The sequence below is a fragment of the Pseudomonas sp. GW456-L12 genome, from assembly GCF_059424045.1.
Window position 1 is genome coordinate 104,399 of record NZ_JBWKZA010000001.1, and the last position, 24,370, is coordinate 128,768.

The window sequence follows — 24,370 nt, forward strand, 5'->3', positions numbered from 1 at the left end:
AAGTCCCGGATGGTAGCAAATGCTTTTCCGGGCGTCAGCCGTCAAGTTCCGAGAAGCCGGTGAGGAAATGTGGCCCGATGTATCGCTCGGGCAGCTCGAACTCATCGTGATACTCGACCTGCACCAGATACAGTCCGAAAGGATGCGCCGTCACCCCGCCCGTGCGGCGAATCCGGCTCTCCAGCACTTCCCTGGCCCACTCGACCGGACGCTCGCCCGCGCCGATGGTCATCAGCACTCCGGCGATATTGCGCACCATGTGATGCAGGAACGCGCTGGCGCGGATATCCAGGACAATCATCTTGCCGTGCCGGGTGACCCGCAGATGGTGGATTTCCTTGATCGGCGACTTGGCCTGGCACTGCCCCGCCCGAAATGCACTGAAATCATGGGTGCCCACCAGATGCTGGGCAGCCTCGGCCATCCGCTCGACATCCAGCGGGCGATGATTCCAGGTGATCTCCTCGTTCAAGTGCGCCGGACGGATCTGGTCGTTGTAGATCACGTAGCGATAGCGGCGGGCAATCGCCTTGAACCGCGCATGAAAATGCGCCGGCATGACCTTGGCCCAGCTCACGCTGATGTCGTGGGGCAGGTTGATATTGGCCCCCATCACCCACGCCTTCATCGAACGCTCGGCCTGGGTATCGAAGTGCACCACCTGCCCACAGGCGTGCACGCCGGCGTCGGTACGTCCGGCGCAAGACAGCAGCACCGGCGAGTCCGCCACCCGGGACAGCGCCTTCTCGAGGGTTTCCTGGACACTCGGGACACCGGAAGCCTGACGCTGCCAGCCGCGATAACGCGAACCCTTGTATTCGACACCCAACGCGATTCTGAAAAAGCCTGCGGCCGCCATTTCGGCGGCCGCGTTATCTATATTTGCCAAGAACTTACAGCCTGCTGATATGCGCAAAGGCGGCCATTATAAGGCGCGCGCAAGCAGACGCCATGCGCGGCCCGCTTTTAGTTGATGTTTGCCCATTAAGCGCCAGCGAGCGCAAACAGGATTGCGTGAAAACCAGGACAAACGCTATATAGATCGATATATAACGAAAACCATAAATCCACTCGACCGGGACCTGAGACCAATGACCGCCATCAACAAGGAGGCCGTGGGCCTCGCCTACAGCCTACAAGGCATGCTCCACGCCAAGCGCAAGACCTGGGAAGCCATCGCGCAGATAGCCGCGCGCATCCAGCCAGGCATGCTCGAATCCCAGGCTCGCGCCTTGGGGCTAGAGGTGCTTGCGGAATTGGGCATGGACCGGATCTGGCACCCGGCGCTGGTGCGCTTTGGCGAAAACACCCTGAAGACCTTCAAGCAACGCTCCGAAGGCGATCCGATATTGGGCGACAACGACATCTTCTTTATCGACCTGGGGGTGGTCTGGGGCCGCCACGAAGGCGATTGCGGCGCCACCTTCGTCACCGGCAACGATCCCGAGATGCAAGCCTGTGCCACGGCGGCCCAAACCCTGTTCGAACGGGTTCGTGATCACTGGAGCGAGCACAAGGTCGCCGGCCCCGCCCTGTATCGCTATGCCGAAGAACAGGCGAGCGCCATGGGCTGGATGCTGAACCTGGAGATCAAGGGGCACCGGGTCAGCGACTTCCCCCATGCCATTTATCGAGCGGGCGACCTGGGCAACTTCGAGGCATGCCCCAACGTTGGCCTGTGGATTCTGGAAATCCAGATCGCCCACCCTACCCGGCCGTTCGGCGCCTTCTACGAAGACCTGCTGGCTTAACTGCGCAAGCATTGCCGTGGGCCCAGAAACAAAAACGGCAGCCTCGATGGCTGCCGTTTTTTTGCTGCTAGCGCCGACTCAGGCCAGACGCGCGAGCATTTCCTTGGCTTCGCTTTTCTGACCGTCGTTACCTTCGCTGATGACTTCGCCGAGAATATCCCGCGCGCCATCGTTATCGCCCATGTCGATGTAGGCCTGGGCCAGATCGAGCTTGGTCGCCACCTCATCGGCGCCGGAAAGGAAATCGAAATCCCCTTCGTCGGCACTGCCCGCGGCGTCTTCCGCGGTAAAGGTCGGCTCGGCCAGGTCCGGCTGCTCGAGGCTCTGCGACAAGCGATCCAGCTCGGCATTGACATCGTCCAGCTCGGAAGCGAAAGCATCCTTGGCAGCGGGCTGCGCATCCATCTCGTCAGCCAGGGACAAGTCGAAGTCCGCTGGCAGCTCAAGATCGTCGAGCGCGGCTTCGGTCACCGTAGGCACTTCGGCAGCCGGCAGATCCTTCAGGTCGTCATCCAGGCTGAGCAGGAAATCCTCATCGGCTTGCGCCGCGGCAGGAAGATCCTCACCCAGATCCAGGTCGAAATCCGACAGATCGTCCAGGCTTTCCTTGGCTTCGGTTTGCTGCTGCAGCACCGACTCGAAGCTCAGGTCGTCATCCAGCGGGAAGTCGTCCAGCTCGGGCTCAACTTGAGCAGGAACAGCCGGAGCAACCGGCGACGCCGCAGAGGCGGCCTCCAGATCGTCCAGGCTCAGATCGAAGTCGGTATCCAGGTCGTCGACAACCGGTGCCGGCGCTGGCTCCTGCGGCTCGTCGAGCAACAGCTCCTTGACGTATTGAGCATCCAGCGCCGCCGCCACGGCCGCAGCGCCGAGACCCGCAGCCGCCACAGCAGCCATTGCCGGGAAGCGACTTTTCAGCTGTTCGACTTCAGCGTGATTCTTGCCATTGGCCACCAACTGACGCTCCTGGGCCACAAAGGCGCTGCGATCGCCCTGATGACCGTAGACTTCCATCAGCTTCAAGCGCACCTCGCTACGCTGCGGCTCCAGCTTGACGGCCTCCTCCAGGATCGCCGCCGCCTGGTTCAGGCGACCGCCATCGATATGGGACTGGGCCTGATCCAGCACATCGGCCGGGTGCTCGACTGCGGCAGCCACCGGCGCCGCGTCCACCACAGGCGCCACGACCGGGGCTGGAGCTGGAGCTGGAGCTGGAGCTGGAGCTGGAGCTGGAGCTGGAGCGAGCTTGACGCTCGGCGGTGGAACTTCAAGGCCTTCGAAGCTGCTTTCCGGCAGATCCAGATCCTTGGACAGATCAGACTCTTCGGACAGGGCGCGAGCCATGCGCAGATGCTTTTCCGCCTCCTGCTGAGCCTTGCGACGGCGAGCCAGCAACAGCAGCAACAACAGCACCAGCACTGCCCCGCCGCCCGCCAGCCCCAGGAGGATCGGATTGGTCAGCAGGTCGTTGAATTTGTCCTCATCGGACGCCGGTGCTTGCGCCTGGGCCGGTGCCCCTTCAGCCGGGGCCTCGCCCGAAGTTGCCGCAGGATCGGTCACTGGCGCCGCCGGGGTCGCAGGCTGCTCAGCCAGTTGTGCCGGCATGGCCGCGGTCGGTTGTGCTGGTGCCACGGCACCCGCCCCTTCCGCCTGCAATTTGGCCAACTGGTCGTTCTTCAATTCGATCAGGCGTTGCAGCTTGTCCAGCTGGCTTTGCAGGTCCGTCAGACGGCTTTTCAGCTCGGCGTTGTCACGCCGGGCCGTATCGAGGCTTTCCTGAGTCACCGCCAGCTTGTTGCTCAGCGCCTGGCTGTCGCCAGCCGCACCCTTGCCCCGCGCCTTGCCGGACTCGGCAGACACCAGGCTCAGATTATCCTTGGCCGCGCCTTGTGCAGGCGCCTTGTCCGCGCCCGCGCGCCGGGTGCCATCCAGTTGCTGCTGAGCGCCACGCGGCGCCAGGCGGCGCCCCTGACGCCACGCCGTATTCTGCGCGGCGACCTCGGCGATCGCTTGCGGCTGCGGCAGGCTGGTGCTCTGCACGGCATCGGGCAGGCGCAATACCTGCCCGGTCTTCAGCCGATTGATGTTGCCGTCGATAAAGGCATCCGGATTCAGCGCCTGGATGGCCAGCATGGTTTGCTGGACCGAACCGCCATTGCGGGCCTTGGCCGCAATTTCCCAGAGGGTGTCGCGGGCCGAGGTGGTGTATTGAGCAGGCTTGCCGGCACCGGTGACCGGCGCGGCAACCGCTGGAGTTTGTGCCGCGGGTTGCGCGGCCGCTTCAGCGGTTTGCGGGGAAAACTTGGAAGGGTCGAGCAGGACGCTGTAGTCGCGCAGCAGACGGCCATTGGGCCACATCACCTGCACCAGGAACTTGACCATCGGCTCGGAAAGCGGCTGGCTCGACGTGACCCGCAGCACGCTCTTGCCGCTGGCATTGAGCACCGGCGTAAAGCTCAGGTCATTGAGAAAGGCCTGGCGATCGACGCCCGCCTTGGCGAAATCTTCAGGCGAGGCCAGGCTCGGCACCACCTCGGCGGCGGTGAGATCCTTGACGTCCAGCAACTCGATTTCTGCAACCAGTGGCTGGTTCAGAGTCGACTTCAGGGTCAGCTCCCCGAGCCCAAGCGCCTGCGCCATACCGGAGGACAGCGCCGACGCGGCCGCTATTGCTAACACCAGTTTGCGAACTTGAACCATAGCCTCATCCTTTGTTTGAACATTCCTCGGCCAGCGAGAAGGTGTTGTAGCGCTGCCGTAAGGCATTGCGTGCGGCCTGAAGGGCCGCTTCGCGCGATATATGTCTGCATGCCTTGGAAGCCCGCGACAGCAGCTCACCTCCAGCAACCAGCCAAGCATAGCGCCCAGCTAGAATCATTCTGCAAATTGTTGCCAAGTATCTTTTACAGAAGGTCTTTTATCAACAACTCAGCCAGCTGCACGGCGTTGAGCGCAGCCCCTTTGCGTACGTTATCTGACGTCAGCCAGAGATTAAGTTCCGCCGGGTCGTCGATCCCCGCGCGCACCCGACCAACGTAGACCACATCCTGCCCCACCGCATCGCCCACCGCGGTCGGGTAGTCGCCCGCCTCCACCAACTCGATGCCGGGCGCCGCTTCGAGCGCGGTATTGACCGCATCCAGGTCGATCGCCGTGACTGACTGCAGAGTCACGCTATAGCTATCGCCAAAAAACACCGGGGCTTGAACACAAGTGACAGAAATCTTTAATAAAGGCTGCGCCAGCACCTCGCGCAACTCCCGGACCAGGCGTTTTTCCAACAAGGTGTGACCTTGCTCGTCGGGCGTGCCGACCTGTGCCAACAGGTTGAATGCCATCTGCCGGTCGAAGAATCGCGGCTCCAACGGGCGCGCATTGAGTAGTTCGGCGGTCTGCCGCGCCAGCTCGGTTACCGCTTCACGGCCCTGGGTGGACACCGCGAGGCTGGCGGTCAGGTTGACCCGCTGGATCTCGAACAAGGCCTGCAACGGCGCCAGGACCACCGCCAGCGACGTGGCTGCGGCGCTGGGGCTGCTCAGTTGAACGGGCTTTTCCAGGCCGCTCAGCACCCGCCCGTTGGCTTCCGGCACCAGATTCGGTGCCTGGGCCGAAGGCAATGCGCCCGACAGGTCGATCACCGCGCAATTGGCCGCCGTCGCCCGAGGGGCGAAGCTCAGGGTCACCGCCGGGCCGGCAGCGAAAAACGCCAGCTGCACCTTGCTGAAATCGAATTCGTCGACCTCACGCACGCGCACATTTTTCCCACGAAACGGCAGCGAGTGCCCCGCCGATTCACTGCTGGCCAGCAAGTGCAGGTTGGCGATCGGAAAATCGCGCTCTTCGAGAATCTGGACGAGGGTTTCGCCGACAGTACCGGTGGCACCGATCACGGCGATATCGAAGGACGGGTTCATGGTGCTACCTCTGGCGAAACGGGGGGGAGCGGCACTTTACCCGGCGCTTGGGGGCGAGGCAATTTATCAGATCTGGCACATCAGACTTTTCGCAAACATGCTCATAGCCAGCAATCAGGAGCTGCTCCGATATGAAAAAAGCCCGCGCCTCTTGCAAGGCGCGGGCTCTTTCAACGCATCAGAGCATCAACGCTCGAGCAGGATCCGCAGCATGCGGCGCAGCGGTTCGGCAGCGCCCCACAGCAACTGGTCGCCGACGGTGAACGCGCCGAGGAACTGCGAGCCCATGTTCAGCTTGCGCAGACGGCCCACCGGGATGTTCAGGGTGCCGGTGACCTTGGTCGGGCTCAGCTCCTGCATGCTGATGTCGCGCTGGTTCGGTACCAGCTTGACCCAAGGGTTGTGCTGGCTGATCAACCCTTCGATATCGGCGATCGGCACGTCCTTGTTCAGCTTGATGGTCAGCGCCTGGCTGTGGCAGCGCATGGCGCCGATCCGCACGCAGATGCCGTCGACCGGGATCGGGCTCTTGAAGCGGCCGAGAATTTTGTTGGTCTCGGCCTGGGCCTTCCACTCTTCGCGGCTCTGGCCGTTCGGCAGTTCCTTGTCGATCCATGGAATCAGGCTGCCGGCCAGCGGCACACCGAAGTTCTCGGTCGGGTAGGCATCGCTGCGCATGGCTTCGGCGACCTTGCGGTCGATGTCGAGAATGGCGCTGGCCGGATTGGCCAGGTCATCCGCCACGGCGGCATGGGTCGCACCCATCTGCTTGATCAGTTCGCGCATGTTCTGCGCGCCGGCACCGGAGGCCGCCTGATAGGTCATGGCGCTCATCCACTCCACCAGACCGGCTTCGAACAGGCCGCCCAGGCCCATCAGCATCAGGCTGACGGTGCAGTTGCCACCGATGTAGTTCTTGGTGCCGGAGTCCAACTGCTGGTCGATGACCTTGCGGTTCACCGGGTCGAGGATGATCACCGCATCGTCCTGCATGCGCAGGCTGGAAGCGGCATCGATCCAGTAGCCCTGCCAGCCGGCTTCGCGCAGCTTGGGGAAGACTTCGCTGGTGTAGTCGCCACCCTGGCAGGTCAGAATCACGTCGAGGGTCTTCAGCTCTTCAATGCTGTAAGCGTCCTTGAGCGGAGCAATGTCCTTGCCCACGGACGGGCCTTGGCCACCGACATTGGAAGTGGTGAAAAACACCGGCTCGATAAGATCGAAGTCTTGCTCTTCCAGCATCCGCTGCATGAGCACGGAACCGACCATACCGCGCCAACCGATCAGACCTACACGTTTCATCGCAACTACACCTATACAAAAGTGGGCCACCGTCTGAGCGGTGGGCCCGAAAGATTACAGATTCCGCAGCGCGGCGACTACTGCATCGCCCATTTCCTGCGTACCCACCTTGGTGCAACCGGCCGACCAGATGTCGCCGGTGCGCAATCCCTGGTCCAGTACCAGGCTCACGGCCTGCTCGATGGCATCCGCCGCGTCGTTCAGGTTGAAGCTGTAACGCAGCATCATCGACACCGACAGGATGGTCGCCAGCGGGTTGGCGATGCCCTGCCCGGCGATGTCCGGCGCCGAACCGTGGCATGGCTCGTACATGCCCTTGTTGTTGGCATCCAGCGACGCCGACGGCAGCATGCCGATGGAACCGGTGAGCATCGACGCTTCGTCGGACAGGATGTCGCCGAACATGTTGTCGGTGACCATCACGTCGAACTGCTTCGGCGCACGCACCAACTGCATGGCGGCGTTGTCGACGTACATGTGGCTCAGTTCGACATCCGGGTAATCCTTGGCCACCTGCTCGACCACTTCGCGCCACAGCTGGCTGGACGCCAGGACGTTGGCCTTGTCCACCGAGCAGAGCTTCTTGCCGCGCACGCGGGCCATGTCGAAGCCGACCCGGGCGATGCGGCGGATTTCACTCTCGCTGTACGGCAGGGTGTCGTAGGACTGACGCTCGCCGTTTTCCAGCTCGCGGGTGCCACGTGGCGCGCCAAAGTAGATGCCGCCAGTCAGCTCGCGAACGATGAGGATGTCCAGGCCGGACACGATTTCCGGCTTGAGGCTGGAAGCATCGGCCAGTTGCGGATAAAGGATCGCCGGACGCAGGTTGCCGAACAGGCCCAACTGCGCGCGAATTTTCAGCAGGCCGCGCTCAGGGCGGATATCACGCTCGATCTTGTCCCATTTCGGGCCGCCCACGGCGCCCAGCAGGACCGCGTCGGCAGCCCGCGCACGATCCAGGGTCTCGTCGGCCAGCGGCACGCCGTGCTTGTCGATGGCCGCGCCACCGATCACGTCATGGCTCAGCTCGAAGCCCAGGTTGTACTTGGCGTTGGCCAGCTCCAGCACCTTGACCGCCTCGGCCATGATTTCCGGGCCGATACCGTCGCCTGGGAGAATCAGAATCTGCTTGCTCATGCTTTCCTCATTTGCTCTGTCGGTGTGCTGGTTGGCACGCCCGGAAAAATGCTGTTGCCTGGCCTGCGGCGTCCGCTCACTCGTAGAGAACGAAGCGCTGGCCCGAATATCAAGCCACCATGGCTTTTTTGGGCGGTTGCAGCGAGCAAAAAGCTCGCTCCTACAGGTTGTGCGTCCTCTCCTGCCGGAGCGAGCTGGCTCGCCATCAATGCATCACTTTAACGCCGATCAGGCGTCGCGAAACAACCACGGCTGGCTGGCCCGATGCTTGGCCTCGAAGGCGGCAATCGCGTCGCCGTCCTGCAAGGTCAGGCCGATATCGTCCAAGCCGTTGAGCAGGCAATGCTTGCGGAACGCATCGATCTCGAATTTCAACACCTTGCCATCGGGACGGGTCACGGTCTGGGCCTGCAGGTCGATCTGCAACTGGTAGCCCGGATTGGCCTCGACCTGCTGGAACAATTCATCGACTTCAGCATCGCTGAGGATGATCGGCAGCAAGCCGTTCTTGAAGCTGTTGTTGAAGAAGATGTCAGCGTAGCTCGGGGCAATGATGCTGCGAAAACCATATTCTTCCAACGCCCAAGGCGCGTGCTCACGGCTGGAGCCGCAGCCGAAGTTTTCCCGGGCCAGCAATACACTGGCGCCCTGGTAGCGCTCGGCGTTGAGCACGAAATCCTTGTTCAACGGACGCTTGGAGTTGTCCTGGTACGGCTGGCCGACATCCAGGTAGCGCCACTCGTCGAACAGGTTCGGGCCGAAGCCGGTGCGCTTGATCGACTTGAGGAACTGCTTGGGAATGATCTGATCGGTGTCGACGTTGGCACGATCCAAAGGCGCGACAAGACCGGTGTGCTGGGTGAAAGCTTTCATGCTGCGCTCCTTAGATCAATTCACGGACGTCGACGAAACGGCCGCTGACGGCGGCGGCCGCGGCCATGGCCGGGCTGACCAGGTGAGTACGGCCACCGGCGCCCTGGCGACCTTCGAAGTTGCGGTTCGAGGTCGAAGCGCAATGCTCGCCGGACTCCAAGCGGTCCGGGTTCATCGCCAGGCACATCGAGCAGCCCGGCTCGCGCCATTCGAAACCCGCCTCGAGGAAGATCTTGTCCAGGCCTTCCGACTCCGCCTGGGCCTTCACCAGGCCCGAACCCGGGACCACGATCGCCTGCTTGATGGTCGAAGCCACCTTGCGGCCCTTGGCGATGACCGCCGCGGCGCGCAGGTCTTCGATCCGCGAGTTGGTGCAGGAACCGATGAATACCCGGTCCAGCTGGATGTCGGTGATCGCCTGGTTGGCGGTCAAACCCATGTATTTCAACGCACGGACGATGGAGTCGCGCTTGACCAGGTCCATTTCCTTGGCCGGGTCCGGCACGTTCTGATCGACCGCCAACACCATCTCGGGCGAAGTGCCCCAGCTGACTTGCGGCTTGATCTGCGCGGCATCCAGCTCGACCACGGTGTCGAACTTGGCGTCGGCGTCGGACACCAGGTCCTTCCAGGCTTCGACGGCGAGGTCCCATTCCGCGCCCTTGGGAGCGAATGGACGACCCTTGACGTATTCCACGGTCTTTTCGTCCGCCGCCACCAGGCCCACGCGGGCGCCGGCTTCGATGGACATGTTGCAGATGGTCATGCGGCCTTCGACGGACAGGTCGCGAATCGCGCTGCCGGCGAACTCGATGGCATGGCCGTTACCGCCAGCGGTGCCGATCTTGCCGATCACAGCCAGGACGATGTCCTTGGCGGTCACGCCAAATGGCAACTTGCCCTCGACCCGCACCAGCATGTTTTTCATTTTCTTGGCGACCAGGCACTGGGTGGCGAGCACATGCTCGACCTCGGAGGTGCCGATACCGTGCGCCAGGGCGCCAAAGGCACCGTGGGTCGAGGTGTGGGAGTCGCCGCAGACCACGGTCATGCCGGGCAAGGTGGCGCCCTGCTCCGGGCCGATGACGTGAACGATGCCCTGACGCACGTCGTTCATCTTGAATTCGACGATGCCGTATTCGTCACAGTTGTCGTCGAGGGTCTGAACCTGCAAACGCGAGACCTGGTCGGCGATGGCGCTGATGCCGCCCTTGCGCTCCGGCGTGGTCGGTACGTTGTGGTCCGGGGTCGCGATGTTGGCATCGATGCGCCAAGGCTTGCGCCCGGCCAGACGCAGGCCTTCGAAGGCTTGCGGCGAGGTCACTTCGTGGATGATGTGACGATCGATATAGATCAGCGCCGAGCCATCGTCGCGCTGCTTGACCAAATGCGAATCCCAGAGCTTGTCGTAGAGCGTTTTGCCGGCCATCAGACGGTTCCTCATCATTTTCTATGCCGCGGGTCTCTGACACCGGTCAATAACCCCTTGGCTTGTGAGGCTGATGCTATGGCGTTACATTAAATAACTCAAATTCATATTTTTTATACTTTGGATAACCTACTGGAATACGACCATGGACCTGGCCAACCTCAATGCCTTTATCGCGATTGCCGAAACCGGCAGCTTCTCCGGAGCCGGCGAGCGCCTGCACCTGACCCAGCCGGCCATCAGCAAGCGCATCGCCGGCCTTGAGCAACAGCTCAATGTCCGGCTGTTCGATCGCCTGGGCCGCGAAGTGGGCCTGACCGAGGCCGGACGCGCCCTGCTGCCGCGGGCTTATCAGATCCTCAACGTGCTGGACGACACCCGCCGGGCGCTGACCAACCTGACCGGCGAAGTCAGCGGCCGCCTGACCCTGGCGACCAGCCACCATATCGGTCTGCACCGCCTGCCGCCCCTGCTGCGCGCCTTTACCCGCCGATACCCGGAAGTGGCCCTGGACATCCAGTTTCTCGACTCGGAAGTGGCCTATGAAGAGATCCTCCATGGTCGCGCCGAGCTGGCGGTGATTACCCTGGCCCCCGAGCCCCATACGCTGGTCAAGGCCACGCCGGTGTGGAACGACCCGCTGGACTTCGTCGCCGCCCCCGAGCATCCGCTGGTGAGCAACGGCACGGTCAGCCTGGCCGATATCGCCCTGCATCCGGCGGTATTTCCCGGCGGCAACACCTTCACTCACCATATTGTCCAGCGCCTGTTCGAGGCCCAGGGCCTGACGCCGAACATCGCCATGAGCACTAACTATCTGGAAACCATCAAGATGATGGTGTCCATCGGCCTGGCCTGGAGCGTACTGCCGCGCACCATGCTCGACGATCAGGTGGCGCGCATTCCTTTACCGGGCATACAACTCACTCGCCAGCTAGGCTATATCCTGCATACCGAACGGACGCTGTCGAATGCTGCGCGGGCTTTCATGGCCTTACTGGATGCACAAGTCGATTGGCCAGGGACCAAGGCGTAAGCGTCCCGGCATGACTTATGCCACCTCTTTGCTTGCCTGAACCTGCGCCTAACGCTCTTTTCAGCCCAAGGCCCGCTGCTCATGCCAAAACCCGCTGACCGTCTACCGCCCATGCCGCGCGTTCACGCGCTCGACCCGAAACAGTCGGAGCAAAGCTGGGAGAGTGCCCCGCAGTTGCTTGCCGCACTCAATGGCGCACGGCTGGGCGCCTGGTACTGGGACATCGAAAGCGGGCAAATCAGCTGGTCGCGAGGCACCCAGGCGCTGTTTGGCTTCGATCCGCGCCAGCCGCTGCCCAAAGACCTGGAATACCTCGACCTGCTGCCCGAGGAAGACCGCGCCAAAACCATTCGCGCCTTCCATTCGGTGCTGGCCGGCGCGCCGCTGGAACAGGCGATGCATCACCGCATCCGCTGGCCCGACGGCAGCCTGCACTGGCTGGAAATCAATGGCAGCGTGCTGCCGGACAAACATGGCAAGCCCCGAATGATCGGGGTGATTCGCGAAATCACCCACCAACGCCAGCGGGAACAAGCCCTCAGCAGTTCGGAAAAACGTTTTGCCACGCTGTTTCACCTGTGCCCGAACATGGTGCTGCTGACCCGCCTGGAAGACGGCCTGATCAGCGAAGCCAACCAGTACTTCGAAAGCCTCTTCGGCTGGCCGGTGCAGCATGTCATCGGCCGCACCACCCTCGAACTGGGCTTGTGGGTCGACCCGGAACAACGCGCGCAAATGGTCAAGGCGGTACAAAAGCGCGGCCAGGCCGCCACCCTCGAGGTGCAACTGCGCGCCAGCAACGGGCAGATTCACGACGGCATTCTCAGTGCCCAGAAAGTCGAGCTGGAAGGCCAGGCCTACCTGCTCAGCACCTTTCTCGACACCAGCGAACGCAAGCTCGCCGAACAGGCCCTCAAGGACAGCCAGGAGCGCCTCGACCTGGCGCTGGACTCGGCCCAGCTCGGCACCTGGGACTGGCATATTCCCAGCGGCATGCTCTACGGCTCGGCCCGCGCCGCGCAGTTGCACGGCCTGGAGCCGATGCCGTTCCATGAGTCCTTCGATGCGTTTTTCGAGGGCGTGCCCGACGAAGAGCGCAACAGCATGCGCGATGCCTACCGCAGCCTGCGCGAAGGCCCGGCCGGCAATTATCAACTGACCTACCGCGTGCAACTGGCCGATGGCTCATCACGCTTTCTGGAAAGCCGCGCCCGCCTCTACCGCGATGAGCAGGGCCATCCGCTGCGCATGGCCGGGACCTTGCTGGACATTACCGAACAGGTCGAGCGCGAGCAGCGCCTGGTAACGTCCGAGGAGAAGTTCGCCAGCCTGTTCCAGGTCAGCCCGGACCCGATCTGCGTCACGCTCCAGGAAACCGGGCAGCTCATCGAGATCAACTCCAGCTTCACCCAGACCTTCGGCTGGACCGCCGACGAAGTGCTCAACCGCAGCGCCGACGAAATCGGTCTCTGGGACGACTCCGCCCAGCGCCTGCAACGGGTCGAACAGGTAATCCGCGAACAGGCGCTGAACAACGTCGCGGTGGTGGTCCGGCACAAGGACGGGCACCCCCTGGCCTGCATCATTTCCAGCCGGCAGATCACCGTCGACAAACAGCCGTGCATTGTCACCACGCTGCGCGACATCACCCAGCAACAACGCTCCGAGGCCGCGCTCAAGGCCAGCGAAGAGAAGTTCGCCAAGGCGTTCCACTCCAGCCCCGACGCCATCACCATCACCGAACGCGACACCGGGCGTTACCTGGAGGTCAACGACGGCTTCTGCCGGCTGACCGGCTACCGTGCCGAAGAAGTGGTCGGCCGCACCGTGTATCAGGTCGGTATCTGGGCCGAGGAAAAACAGCGCTCGATCCTGCTCGCCGAGCTGCAGCTCAAAGGTCGGGTCAATCACCTGGAAATGCTCGGCCGCAACAAGCGTGGCGATATCCTGACAGTCGAGGTCTCGATCGAACCCATTACCCTCAATGAAACCCCCTGCCTGCTGCTCACCGCGCGGGACGTCAGCCTGCTGAAAAATGCCCAGGCACAGATTCGCCACCTGGCCTACCACGACCCGCTGACCAACCTGCCCAACCGCGCGCTGTTGATGGACCGCCTGAGCCAGCAGATCGCCCTGCTCAAGCGCCACAACCTGCGCGGCGCCCTGCTGTTTCTCGACCTGGACCATTTCAAGCACATCAACGATTCCCTCGGCCATCCGGTGGGCGACACCGTGCTGAAGATCGTCACCGCGCGGCTCGAAGCCAGCGTGCGCATGGAAGACACCGTGGCACGCCTGGGCGGCGATGAGTTCGTGGTCCTGCTCAGCGGCCTGGAAGGCAGCCGCAGCGAAGTCAGCGAGCAGGTGCGTGAACTGGCCGATACCCTGCGCGAGCTGCTGTCCGAACCGATGTTCCTTGACGGCCAGCGCCTGCAGGTGACCCCGAGCATCGGCGTGGCGCTGATTCCCGATCACGGCTCGACCCCCACCGACCTGCTCAAGCGCGCCGACATCGCGCTGTACCGGGCCAAGGACTCCGGGCGCAACACCACCCAGATGTTCCACAACACCATGCAGAAAGCCGCCAGCGAGCGCATGCGCATGGAGACCGACCTGCGCCTGGCCCTGTCCCGGGGCGAATTCAGCCTGCATTTCCAGCCCCAGGTCGATGCCCGCGACAACCGCATCGTCGGCGCCGAGGCCCTGGTGCGCTGGCACCACCCCGAACTGGGGGCGCAATCGCCCACCGAGTTCATCAAGGTCCTGGAAGACAGCGGCCTGATCCTCGAGGTCGGCACCTGGATTCTCGACGAAGCCTGCCAGGCCTTCAGCCAGCTGATCGCCGAAGGCCTGGTGGACCCGCTCGACTTCAGCCTGTGCGTGAACATCAGCCCGCGACAGTTCCGCCAGAACGACTTCGTCGAGCGTATAGAGCACAGCCTGAGCCATTACCAGCTGCCGCCTTCGCTGCTGAAACTGGAGATCACCGAAGGTATCGTGATCCAGAACCTGGAAGACACCATCGGCAAGATGCGTCGCCTGAAAAAACTCGGCGTGAGTTTCGCCATGGACGACTTCGGCACCGGTTATTCGTCGCTGACCTACCTCAAGCGCTTGCCGGTGGATGCACTGAAGATCGATCAGTCCTTCGTCCGCGATGCGACCCACGACCCCAACGACGCGGAGATCGTGCGCGCCATCGTCGCCATGGCCCGCAGCCTGGACCTGAAGGTGATCGCCGAAGGCGTGGAAACCGCGGAGCAGCTCGAGTTCCTGCAAGGCCTGGGCTGCCATTTGTATCAGGGTTACCTGCACAGCCGACCGCTGCCGCTGGAGGGTTTGAAAGCCCTGCTGGTCTGAGCGGGCGACATGCAATCGCCGGCCTGACAGATCAACGGGGCAGCAATTGCCAGTGTTTGGCACAACCTGTAGGGTCGCGTTTTTTGTGACGCCCACGAGATCGATCATGCAGGATGCAACCCTCCCCCGCCCGGCCCTGCTGGGCATTGACCTTGGCACCACCAACAGCCTGATCGCCGTCTGGCAGGACGGCCGCGCCCAGTTGATCCCCAACGCCCTCGGTGATGTCCTGACCCCGTCGGTGGTCAGCCTCGATGAAGACGACAGCATCCTGGTGGGCAAGGCTGCGCGGGCCCGCCTGACGACCCACCCGGAACGCACGGCCGCGGCCTTCAAGCGCTTCATGGGCAGCGACAAGCGCCTCGAACTGGGCGGCCGGCCATTCAGCCCGGAAGAACTCTCGGCGCTGGTGATCGGCTCGCTCAAACAGGATGCCGAAGCCTTTCTCGGCCATCCGGTACAGGAAGCGGTGATTTCGGTGCCCGCCTACTTCAGCGACGAACAACGCAAGCGCACGCTGTTCGCCGCCGAACTGGCGGGCCTGACGGTATCGCGGCTGATCAACGAGCCGACCGCGGCCGCCATGGCCTACGGACTGCATGAACAGAAGTTCGAACGCACGCTGATCTTCGACCTGGGCGGCGGCACCTTCGACGTCACGGTGCTGGAATACGCACTGCCGCTGATTGAGGTGCATGCCTCCACCGGCGACAACTTCCTGGGCGGCGAGGACTTTACCGAGGCCTTGTTGCAGGCCTGCCTCAAGGACTGGCAACTCACCCCGGCGCAGATCGACGCCCAGGGCATGGCCAGCCTGGGCGACGCCCTGGAGCAGCTCAAGTGCACACTCGCCGAAGGCACTCAGTCACTGAGCTGGCGCCATGGGGACACCTCGTATGAATGGACGCTGGACGAAGCGCTGGCACTGAAGATCTGGGAACCGCTGCTGGCCCGCTTGCGAGCGCCCATCGAACAGGCCCTGCGCGATGCCCGCCTCAAGCCTCGCGACCTCGACAGCCTGGTGCTGGTGGGTGGCGCCACCCGGATGCCGGCGGTGCAGCAGATGGTCGCCACCCTGTTCGGCCGCCTGCCTTACCGCCATCTCGACCCGGATACGATCGTCGCGCTGGGCGCCGCCACCCAGGCCGCCTGCAAGGCCCGGGACGGGGCCATCGAAGAACTGATCCTGACTGACGTCTGCCCCTACACCCTGGGGATTTCCACCCGTCGCGGCGAACAGGTCAGCGGGGCCTTTTCGCCGATCATCGAACGCAACACGGTAATCCCGACCTCACGGGTGCAGCAGTTCTACACCACACATCCGCATCAGGCGTTTATCCGCATCGAGGTGTACCAGGGCGAACGGCCCTGGGTACGGGACAATATTTTCATCGACGCCTTCGACGTGCCCCTGACACCCAGCGAACAGATCCAGTCCCTGGACGTGCGCTTCAGCTATGACATCAATGGCCTGCTCGAAGTCGACGTCACCCTGCTGGCCAGCGGCGAACGCCATAGCCACAGCATCGACCGCAGCCCCACCGGGCTCGATGCGCAATCCCGGCAAGCCAGCCATGAGCGGCTGACCGCGCTGAAAATCCATCCTCGCGACGCCCTGCCCAACCGCACCCTGCTGGCACGCCTGGAACGGGCGTGGATGCAAAGCCTGGGCGACGAGCGCGAGCGCATCGCCGACTGGCTGGACACCTTCACCACCGTGCTCGGCGACCAGCAACCAGCGCAAATCGCCAGCCATCGAACCCAGCTGAACAAGGCGCTGGACCAACTGCGTCTCTAGCCGTTGAGCCGCCGCAAACTGGCCTGCAAACCACCGGGCAGCGCGTCTTCACCCGCGCTGTCCGGCGGTACGCCATAGCGGTTGGGCAGCTTGTCGCCGGGAAAGGCGAACAGGATCAGCGACAGAAATGGAAAGAACACCGACAGACCGCCCAGCACCAGCAAGGTCGGGATACCACGCCCCATGTCATGCAGGCGGCGCAGAATCACCCCGAGCAAAAACAGGCTGCCCAGCAACGACACAATGATCGCGGACAGCGACGTGCCACTGAACAACGCGGCCAGCGGGGTGACCAGCACAGCGCCCAGCACCTGCCAGAAAAACGCCCCGCGTCCCAGCCGCGTGCCCAGGCGCCAGAAAGCCGTGGCGGGCGTCGGACGGCTGTCGCCCTTGGCCAGCAGCAGACGCTCGCTCCAGGACAGCAGCGCACTGAAGGCAAACCGCAGGCCGAGTCCGTGTTCCGGATTGTCCTTGGCCCGCTGCATGCGCAGCAGCACTTTCTGCCGAGGCACACCGGCACTGCCGTAACGCACCAGCCCCTTGAGCACATCGAGGGCCAGGTAAAAGGCCTCGCTGTCGATCCCTTCGTCTTCGACCAGCGTCTGCTGCGGCGGCCGTGGCGGCTCGCCCTTGATCAAGCCGTGGCGGAAGCCGTCGAACCAGTCCTGGGGATTGGTGACTTCGGTAATCCGGTCGAGCAGATATCGACGCTGCTGCGCGTCGATCACCGGGTCGTGATACAGCACACCGCCCAAGAGCATGCGCCCGAGCAAATCGTCCGCGAAGGCGTGCAGGTCGCTGCGCAGGCATGCGAACAAGCGCTCATTGCTCAACAACCGCGCACTGTCGAGCGCTTCCTGGACGCCAAGCAATTGCCGGTCGAGCAAGGCATGCAACGGATCCGCCAATTGCAGCCAGCCGAGCAAACCGCTCAGGTCGCCCTGTTCGCGCTGTAATTGGGCAAGCTGCGGCTGCAGCCGGCTGAGCGGATGGGACGGATTGAGCGCCAGGCGCTCCAGGCACCGCGAGTCGATCAATTGCCACCAGCGTTCCGGCTGCTCCAGCAACGCCTTCAGGAACAGCGTATCGGCGTACCAGTGCCAGACCGCCTCTCCCGTCCCTGGCGGCGGCAACACTACGCCATGCTGGCTCAGTTGCAGCAGCAGGTTCAGTTCCGACACATCGCTAGCGGCATCCGTATCGCTCAATTCGAAAGACTCGGCGATACGCTCCAGGGCAGCGTGACCGTAAGGACGCAATCGGCGCAGCCACACACGGCAGATCTTATGCGGCTCACCGGTTGTCAGCGCATCGGCCAGTTGTGCCGAGGCCGCGCCCTCATCGATGAAGGCATTCATCGCCAACGGAATCGGTGCCTGGCTCAACCAGCGCAGGTGCTGCCCGGCCTGATCCTTGAACCCGCTCAGCACCAGGCCTTCGAGAGCATCCAGCGGCTGCGGCTCGTCCAGCACCTGTTGCAACAGGTCTGCTGCGCCACGGTGCAAGGCCCAGGCATGCCGGTACAGGCGCAACAACCGGGTGTCGGTATTCTGGCCCAGCAACTGCGCCAGCAAGGGCAACTCGTCGCCGCTCATCCGCCAATCGATAAAGGCCTGCGCCAATCCCTGCAGCTCGAGCCGGCCAACGCCGAGCCAGCGGATCAGCGTCTCGGGACGTTGTGAAGGGCTGCCGTATTCCTGGGTGACATGGGCGAGATCGGTGGACCAGCCGCTGAAATTCTCCAGACGATCAAACGCCTGGATCAGCAGCGGCAAAAAGTCCGGCTGACGTTTGGCGCACAACGCCAGTAATTGGCTCTCGGCCTTGGGATGACGATGCTCCTGCCAAAGCCGGACCCAGCAAGGCAACGCCTGATCGTCCAGCCCCAGCAGGCTGCTCTGGCACGCCAGCAAGTACAGCCAGTCCACATCATCCGGCGCTTCGCGCTGCTGCTCGATGCACAGCTGCAGCAGCCCCGGACCACCGATACCGGCCTGGGTGAATTGCACCAGCAAGCGCTTGATGAAGAGCGCATCGTTCGGCAACGGCAGGCAGGTGTGTTGGCTGGCGAAACCTTCGTACTCGTGGAGCGGTCGCCGGTCGAAGATGAAGTCGAGACTGCGCGCGTACCACAGGCTTTCGGTCTGCGCCGGCTCCGACCAGTTCCCCATCAGCGCCGTATCGAATGGGTCCGGGGTCTTGATCCGCTCCAGATAGTCCTCGACATGCCGGGCCTGATCGAACCCCAGCTCCAGCAACTGATGCTCCCAGCCCATGCGCTGGGCCAGCAGGCCCGCGCAACGATGGGACAGCGGCCCGGCGTTGGCCGTCCGCCCGAACAACTCCCAGCGCAGGTCATCGAGCATGCCGAGCGGCAGTTGATCCAGTGTCTTGATAAAGGCCTGCCAGGCCTCAGGATTGAAGCGTCGCGCCGGATCACTCAGCAGCGCATCAAAATCGAGGATGGCCTGCGCAGGCTCAGGCTCGCTCTCCTGCGCCGCTTCAAGTTCCTGCTCCTTGTCACGCACCAGCCGCAGGGCACTCTCGTAGGCCTGGCGCAGTGCCTGGAACCCTTCGGGATCGGTCTCCGGGTGATGCTCCGGCAGACGGGCACGATAGGCATTGCGAATCAGCGTTTCATCGGTGGTAGGGTCGATACCCAGCTTTATCCAGCAACTCATGACCAGTCGAACTCCTCAAGCGACGCCGGACGTTGCGGCATATCCAGTTCCAGATGCCAAGGCAGGTCCGCCAGGCACTCCGGCATGTTTTGAGCAAGGCCCCGGGCGATTCTCTGGCTGAGGGGATTTTCTCCTTGCCGATCCAGCTCGTACGCCAGTTCTTCATCGCTGTTGCCCAGGCAGGCCCAAAACGAGCGCCCAACCAGGAACCCATTGAAATAGGCGAACCAGCTGCCGTAGTGGTATTGCGCTCTGACCGCCAATCGGCTGTGCAGCCAAAGACTTTCGGTCAGATCGATCCACCGGTTGCGCACGCCACAACGCAAGAGAAACCCCATGCGCCCGTAATCCCAGGAAAGAATCCCGCCCGGGCCGCAAGCGCCAAAGGTCCGGCTGGCGAGCTCATGCAGGATGCGCTCGCGAGGTTCGAGGGTGTCGAGCAAGGCTTGCCATTCGCTTGGCAGGCAACGCTGCCAGGCGCGATAGGCATCGTCGAGATGGCCGGCATGACCGTTGTCAGTCATCTTTTCCAGCATGTCCAGCAACTGCCGTCGGTCACCGATGCCCCAACTGCCTTGCAGGTCGATGGATTCCGGGCCGGGGTAGAACGCGGGATTGTCGTATCCGGCGCGAGGATTGAGCGCAACCATCGGCGCAGAGAGGCTCCACAGCCAGCGCTGGTGTATCTCTTCCATGAAAAAGGCTCCAGGCCGACCGGTAAGGAGGGGGGTCGGCAAAACTGCGGCGGATTGTAGAGAAAGCGCCGCAACGCGGCAAAGGCGAACGGCGATTTTTCCGGGCATAAAAAAGGCCCCGACTTGTCGGGGCCTTTTTCAGCGACTCAGCGCTCGATCAAACGCCTGTGTGGCGGCGCATGGATCAATGCTGCAGGGCTGGCTTCTGCGTCCCGTTGATCGGGATGCGCTTGGCTTTCGCCTCTTCCGGGATCACTCGCAGCAGGTCGATGCTCAACAGACCGTTGCTCAGGCCGGCGGCCTTGATCTCGATGTGATCGGCCAGACGGAAGGACAGCTTGAACGCACGCTGGGCGATGCCCTGGTGCAGGAAGGTGACGCCTTCGTTCGCGTCGCGTTTGCCGCCACTGATGGTCAGCACGCCCTTCTCGACTTGCAGCTCCAGGTCTTCTTCCTGGAACCCGGCGGCGGCCACGACGATGCGGTATTGGTCGTCGCCGTGCTTTTCGACGTTGTAGGGCGGATAGGTGCTGCCTGGCTCATTGCGCAGGGCGGTTTCGAACAGGTCGTTGAAACGGTCGAAACCCACCGAGGAACGGAACAGTGGCGCGAGGGAAAATGCAGTACTCATGGTTCAAATCTCCTGAAAACAATCAGCAAGTTTTTTTGTCTCCGCGACCCGAATTCGGCATCGCGTAACCCTTAGATAGGGACCGCCCATTGCATTTCAAGAGACTTTTCGCAGATTTTTTTCAGGCTGCCTCGGCCACCGGCAAGCCCAGCAAACGCGAGACTTGATCCGGCTCGGTTTCGCGACGCAGGACGGTGAACAGCTCCACCGCCTCGGGATAGTTGCGGGTCAGCATCGCCAGCCACTGCTTCAGGCGACCCGGCGATTGGCGAGCCGTCATCTGCGCCTTGGCTTGCAGCCAGAAGTCCTGGATCAGCGGCATCAGTTCGGCCCAGGTCATCTCGACCACCTCTTCCCCGGCCCGCGCGGCGGCGATTTGCCGGGCCAGGTCCGGACGCGACACCAGGCCACGGCCGAGCATGATGTCTTCCACGCCGCTGATTTCGCGGCAGCGGCGCCAGTCTTCGACGCTCCAGATATCGCCGTTGGCGAACACCGGCACCTTGACCACGTCCTGCACTCGCGGAATCCACTCCCAGTGCGCCGGCGGCTTGTAGCCGTCGACCTTGGTCCGCGCATGCACCACGATATGTTCCGCGCCGCCTTCGGCCAGCGCCGTGGCGCACACCAGCGAGCCATCCGGGCTGTCGAAGCCGAGGCGCATCTTGGCGGTCACCGGGATGTGCGCAGGCACGGCACGCCGCACCTGCTCGACGATTTGGTTGAGCAGCTCCGGCTCCTTGAGCAGCACCGCACCGCCACGGGATTTGTTGACGGTCTTGGCCGGGCAACCGAAGTTCAGGTCGATGACTTCGGAACCGAGCTCGCAGGCCAGGGCGGCGTTTTCCGCCAGGCATACCGGATCGGAACCCAGCAGCTGCACCCGCAGCGGCACGCCGGACGCGGTCCGGGCGCCATTCAACAACTCGGGGCCGAACTTGTGGAAATAGGCCGGCGTGAGCAACTGATCGTTGACCCGGATGAACTCGGTCACGCACCAGTCGATACCACCGACCCGGGTCAGCACATCCCGCAGGATGTCATCGACCAACCCTTCCATGGGCGCCAAAGCAATTTGCATGAATCACACTCAACGTAAAACGCGGTAAAAAAACGTGCGGCAGTTTACTGGGTTTCGCTGGGAAGCAGGTATTTCAACGGGTGGATGGTCGCGGGCGGGTTCAGCTCGCCCCTTGCAACGCCGGCCCATAACCCTCGAGAAACTCCGCCGGCATGCGCTTGGGCTTGCCGCTGGACAGCTCGATGCAGACAAAGGTGGTCTGGGCCCGCAGCAAGGTAGTGCCATCGCTCGGACGCACCAGCTGGAAGCGCCGCGACATCTTCAGGCGCTGGTCCCAGTCGACGATCCAGGTCGCCAGCTGCAGCTCGTCGCCTTCATAGGCCGCCGCCAGGTAGTCGATCTCGTGGCGTACCACCGCCATGGCCCGATCCAGGCGGCGATATTCGCTCAGGTCCAGGCCCAGGCGCTGGGAATGACGCCAGGCGCAACGCTCCAGCCAAGTGACGTACACCGCATTGTTGGCGTGCCCCAAGCCGTCGATGTCTTCGGCACCTACCTGCAGATCGATGATAAACGGCGTTGCCAGATCCCAGCCCATGCCCCACTCCCGGTCAGATTATTCGACCGGGGCAGTGTAACGGATTGCTCAGGCGGATTGGCGCGCTTGCAGGCTGCGGCCGGCCAACAGCGTCAGCACACCCTCGATCAGCCGCGGATCGGCCAATACGCGCTGATGCCCGCCCTCCTTCAGGCGCAACAAGCGGCTGTCGAACCAGGCGTCGTGAATCAGTTCGGACTCCTTGACCGGGACAAAGCAATCGTCTTCGGCATGCACGATCAACCCGGGCATATCCAACTGGTAATGCGCGACATCCAGGGCCGCGGCGCGCATGCCGACATCCTGCTCCACCTGGCGGATAAAGGCCGAGCGCGCCTTGGGTGGCAGGCGCACATAACGGGCGAAGCCGCGCAGGACGCCGAGTATCCGCGCCGGGGCGGCGATGCTGACCAGGGTCTCGGTACGCAAACCCAGCTGCACCGCCAGCATGGCGCTGGCGCCACCCATGGAATGGCCGATGACCGCGCGCAGCGGCGGTAACTCCGCGGCGGCTTCGAGCATCGCCCGGGCAAACAGCATCACATTGGCCTCGCGACCGGGAGAACGCCCGTGGGCGGGACCGTCCAGCGCCACGACGCTGTAGCCGGCGCCCACCAGCGCATCGATCAGGCTGGCAAATTGCGTGGGGCGGCCTTCCCAACCGTGCATCAGCAGCACCGCCGGCCCCTGGCCCCAGCGCAATGCCGAGAGCCCGAAGCGCAGGGTAATGCGCTCCGAACGCGCCAGCAGCGGCAGCTCCCAGTCACGCGGCAGCCGCTCGCGCGGCGTCATGAAGGCCAGTCGCATCTTGCTGGCGACCAGCTTCGGTGCAACCCAGCCCAAGGTGCCGTTAACGCCACGAACCCAACTTAACGTGCTCATCGCTTCTCTCCTCAGGCCAGCGCCTCAGGTCATAGCACCGCCGACTTGGCAGCGCGCAGTAAACGGTCCGACAGCTCACCGGCTCCCAGCGCCCGGGCCAGGGACAAGCCGCCCACCATCAGGGCCAGATCGGCCAGGGCCTTGTCGGTGTCTTCGGGGGTGGTCGCCAACTGAGCCAGCATCAGCTCGATGTGTTCATTCAGGACTTTGCGGAAATCGTCCGGCAGGCGCCCCATTTCACCGACCGACGCGGGGATCGGGCAGGCCTGCTCGGTGGAATCGCGGTGCTTGCGCGACAGATAGAACGCTGCCACCAGCGCTCGCCGCTCCTCGCCGGTCAACGATGCGTCCATATCGGCGATCAGGCCCCGGCGCTGGGCCAGCAATTGACTGAACGCTTCCAGCATCAGGGCGTCCTTGCTTTCGAAATGCGCGTAGAAGCCACCGACCGTCAGGCCCGCGGCACCCATCACTTCGCCCACGCTCGGCTCGGCCGGGCCACGCTGCACCAGCGCGGTGCTGGCGGCCTGGAGAATGCGCTCGCGGGTTTGAGCTTTTTTATCGTTCATCGTTGCCTCCGAATATTACGATCAAAATATTATTCTCATAATAAATTTTCGCAAGTCGTTAGTGTGACCGTCGGTCAGGTGAACAGTGTGGGGAGAAAGGGAGAATTGGCCAAACGCCAGACAAACAAAAGGGCCATTCAATAATTGAATGACCCTTATAAATCCCGCAGAGCGGGTAAACGTGGCGTCCCCTAGGGGACTCGAACCCCTGTTACCGCCGTGAAAGGGCGGTGTCCTAGGCCACTAGACGAAGGGGACACAAACCCTTCTATACAACTGATCAGTGCTGAGAACTGATCGATTCAAGGCCGGTGTGGCCAGACCTTGAACTGTAAAATTGGTGGAGCTAGACGGGATCGAACCGTCGACCTCTTGCATGCCATGCAAGCGCTCTCCCAGCTGAGCTATAGCCCCAGATTTTTCGCCTCGCGGCGGAGCGACATCTTGCAACATCGCTTCTGTAAAACTGGCGTCCCCTAGGGGACTCGAACCCCTGTTACCGCCGTGAAAGGGCGGTGTCCTAGGCCACTAGACGAAGGGGACGCAAACCCTTCTAACAACTGATCAGCGCTGAGAACTGATCGATTCAAGGCCGGTGTGGCCAGACCTTGAACTGTAAATTGGTGGAGCTAGACGGGATCGAACCGTCGACCTCTTGCATGCCATGCAAGCGCTCTCCCAGCTGAGCTATAGCCC

The 24,370-nt window shown here is 63.0% G+C and carries 18 protein-coding genes and 3 tRNA genes; 4 read left to right on the forward strand and 17 right to left on the reverse strand.

Features of this window, described 5'->3' with window-relative positions; genetic code table 11:
• Positions 1-34 precede the first annotated feature (34 nt).
• The gene (gene truA, locus AC07Y9_RS00715; protein ID WP_016704910.1) at positions 35-859 is read right to left on the reverse strand and encodes a tRNA pseudouridine(38-40) synthase TruA; all 825 of its coding nucleotides are present in this window, start codon (positions 857-859) and stop codon (positions 35-37) included.
• 232 nt (positions 860-1,091) lie between these two features.
• On the opposite strand from truA, the gene AC07Y9_RS00720 reads away from it, so the two are divergent.
• Positions 1,092-1,751 (forward strand): M24 family metallopeptidase, encoded by a 660-nt coding sequence (locus AC07Y9_RS00720; RefSeq protein ID WP_102678867.1) that lies wholly within the window; start codon positions 1,092-1,094, stop codon positions 1,749-1,751.
• A 78-nt stretch (positions 1,752-1,829) separates the two neighbouring features.
• On the opposite strand, the gene AC07Y9_RS00725 is transcribed toward AC07Y9_RS00720, so the two are convergent.
• The 6 genes from AC07Y9_RS00725 to leuC all read right to left on the reverse strand — a co-directional run bounded on the left by AC07Y9_RS00725 (position 1,830) and on the right by leuC (position 10,403).
• On the reverse strand, positions 1,830-4,451 hold the full coding sequence (locus tag AC07Y9_RS00725; protein ID WP_102678866.1) for a motility hub landmark protein FimV: 2,622 nt from the start codon (positions 4,449-4,451) through the stop codon (positions 1,830-1,832).
• 203 nt (positions 4,452-4,654) lie between these two features.
• Positions 4,655-5,665, reverse strand: coding sequence for an aspartate-semialdehyde dehydrogenase (locus AC07Y9_RS00730; protein ID WP_102678865.1), 1,011 nt, complete (start codon positions 5,663-5,665; stop codon positions 4,655-4,657).
• Positions 5,666-5,851: 186 nt separating this feature from the next.
• Positions 5,852-6,964, reverse strand: a complete 1,113-nt coding sequence (asd, locus tag AC07Y9_RS00735) for an aspartate-semialdehyde dehydrogenase (RefSeq protein ID WP_007921989.1) — start codon at positions 6,962-6,964, stop codon at positions 5,852-5,854.
• Positions 6,965-7,018: 54 nt separating this feature from the next.
• Positions 7,019-8,101, reverse strand: a complete 1,083-nt coding sequence (gene leuB / locus AC07Y9_RS00740) for a 3-isopropylmalate dehydrogenase (protein WP_087088532.1) — start codon at positions 8,099-8,101, stop codon at positions 7,019-7,021.
• 228 nt (positions 8,102-8,329) lie between these two features.
• Positions 8,330-8,974 (reverse strand): 3-isopropylmalate dehydratase small subunit, encoded by a 645-nt coding sequence (leuD, locus tag AC07Y9_RS00745; RefSeq protein WP_007921993.1) that lies wholly within the window; start codon positions 8,972-8,974, stop codon positions 8,330-8,332.
• 10 nt (positions 8,975-8,984) lie between these two features.
• A complete protein-coding gene (gene leuC, locus AC07Y9_RS00750; RefSeq protein ID WP_025804176.1) occupies positions 8,985-10,403 on the reverse strand; it encodes a 3-isopropylmalate dehydratase large subunit in 1,419 nt (472 codons plus the stop codon).
• Between the two features lie 145 nt (positions 10,404-10,548).
• On the opposite strand from leuC, the gene AC07Y9_RS00755 reads away from it, so the two are divergent.
• The 3 genes from AC07Y9_RS00755 (at position 10,549) to AC07Y9_RS00765 (ending at position 16,597) form a co-directional block, all read left to right on the forward strand.
• Positions 10,549-11,439 (forward strand): LysR family transcriptional regulator, encoded by an 891-nt coding sequence (locus AC07Y9_RS00755; RefSeq protein WP_053260337.1) that lies wholly within the window; start codon positions 10,549-10,551, stop codon positions 11,437-11,439.
• Positions 11,440-11,520: 81 nt separating this feature from the next.
• Positions 11,521-14,799: a sensor domain-containing protein gene (locus AC07Y9_RS00760; protein WP_102678864.1), complete on the forward strand. Its 3,279-nt coding sequence runs from the start codon at positions 11,521-11,523 to the stop codon at positions 14,797-14,799.
• A 106-nt stretch (positions 14,800-14,905) separates the two neighbouring features.
• Positions 14,906-16,597 (forward strand): molecular chaperone HscC, encoded by a 1,692-nt coding sequence (locus tag AC07Y9_RS00765; protein WP_102678863.1) that lies wholly within the window; start codon positions 14,906-14,908, stop codon positions 16,595-16,597.
• Here AC07Y9_RS00765 and AC07Y9_RS00770 read toward each other — a convergent pair.
• The 10 genes from AC07Y9_RS00770 to AC07Y9_RS00815 all read right to left on the reverse strand — a co-directional run bounded on the left by AC07Y9_RS00770 (position 16,594) and on the right by AC07Y9_RS00815 (position 24,217).
• Complete coding sequence (locus AC07Y9_RS00770) at positions 16,594-19,278, reverse strand: DUF805 domain-containing protein (protein WP_102678862.1); 2,685 nt, start codon at positions 19,276-19,278, stop codon at positions 16,594-16,596. The two genes, AC07Y9_RS00765 and AC07Y9_RS00770, sit on opposite strands and share 4 nt — an antisense overlap.
• On the reverse strand, positions 19,275-19,973 hold the full coding sequence (locus AC07Y9_RS00775; RefSeq protein ID WP_102678861.1) for a DUF1266 domain-containing protein: 699 nt from the start codon (positions 19,971-19,973) through the stop codon (positions 19,275-19,277). Before AC07Y9_RS00775 ends, AC07Y9_RS00770 begins: the two co-directional genes overlap by 4 nt.
• Before the next feature lie 184 nt (positions 19,974-20,157).
• Positions 20,158-20,604 carry an Hsp20 family protein gene (locus AC07Y9_RS00780; protein WP_007922004.1) on the reverse strand — a complete coding sequence of 149 codons (447 nt, stop codon included), beginning with the start codon at positions 20,602-20,604 and terminating at the stop codon, positions 20,158-20,160.
• A gap of 121 nt (positions 20,605-20,725) precedes the next feature.
• Positions 20,726-21,685, reverse strand: coding sequence for a tRNA dihydrouridine synthase (locus tag AC07Y9_RS00785; protein ID WP_053260332.1), 960 nt, complete (start codon positions 21,683-21,685; stop codon positions 20,726-20,728).
• A 100-nt stretch (positions 21,686-21,785) separates the two neighbouring features.
• Positions 21,786-22,223 carry an acyl-CoA thioesterase gene (locus tag AC07Y9_RS00790; RefSeq protein ID WP_009048091.1) on the reverse strand — a complete coding sequence of 146 codons (438 nt, stop codon included), beginning with the start codon at positions 22,221-22,223 and terminating at the stop codon, positions 21,786-21,788.
• Between the two features lie 48 nt (positions 22,224-22,271).
• Positions 22,272-23,105: an alpha/beta fold hydrolase gene (locus AC07Y9_RS00795; RefSeq protein ID WP_053260331.1), complete on the reverse strand. Its 834-nt coding sequence runs from the start codon at positions 23,103-23,105 to the stop codon at positions 22,272-22,274.
• A gap of 29 nt (positions 23,106-23,134) precedes the next feature.
• Positions 23,135-23,674 carry a TetR/AcrR family transcriptional regulator gene (locus AC07Y9_RS00800; RefSeq protein WP_007922012.1) on the reverse strand — a complete coding sequence of 180 codons (540 nt, stop codon included), beginning with the start codon at positions 23,672-23,674 and terminating at the stop codon, positions 23,135-23,137.
• Between the two features lie 182 nt (positions 23,675-23,856).
• A tRNA-Glu gene (locus AC07Y9_RS00805) sits at positions 23,857-23,932 on the reverse strand.
• Between the two features lie 80 nt (positions 23,933-24,012).
• Positions 24,013-24,088, reverse strand: a tRNA-Ala gene (locus tag AC07Y9_RS00810).
• Between the two features lie 53 nt (positions 24,089-24,141).
• A tRNA-Glu gene (locus AC07Y9_RS00815) sits at positions 24,142-24,217 on the reverse strand.
• Between the last annotated feature and the right edge of the window lie 153 nt (positions 24,218-24,370).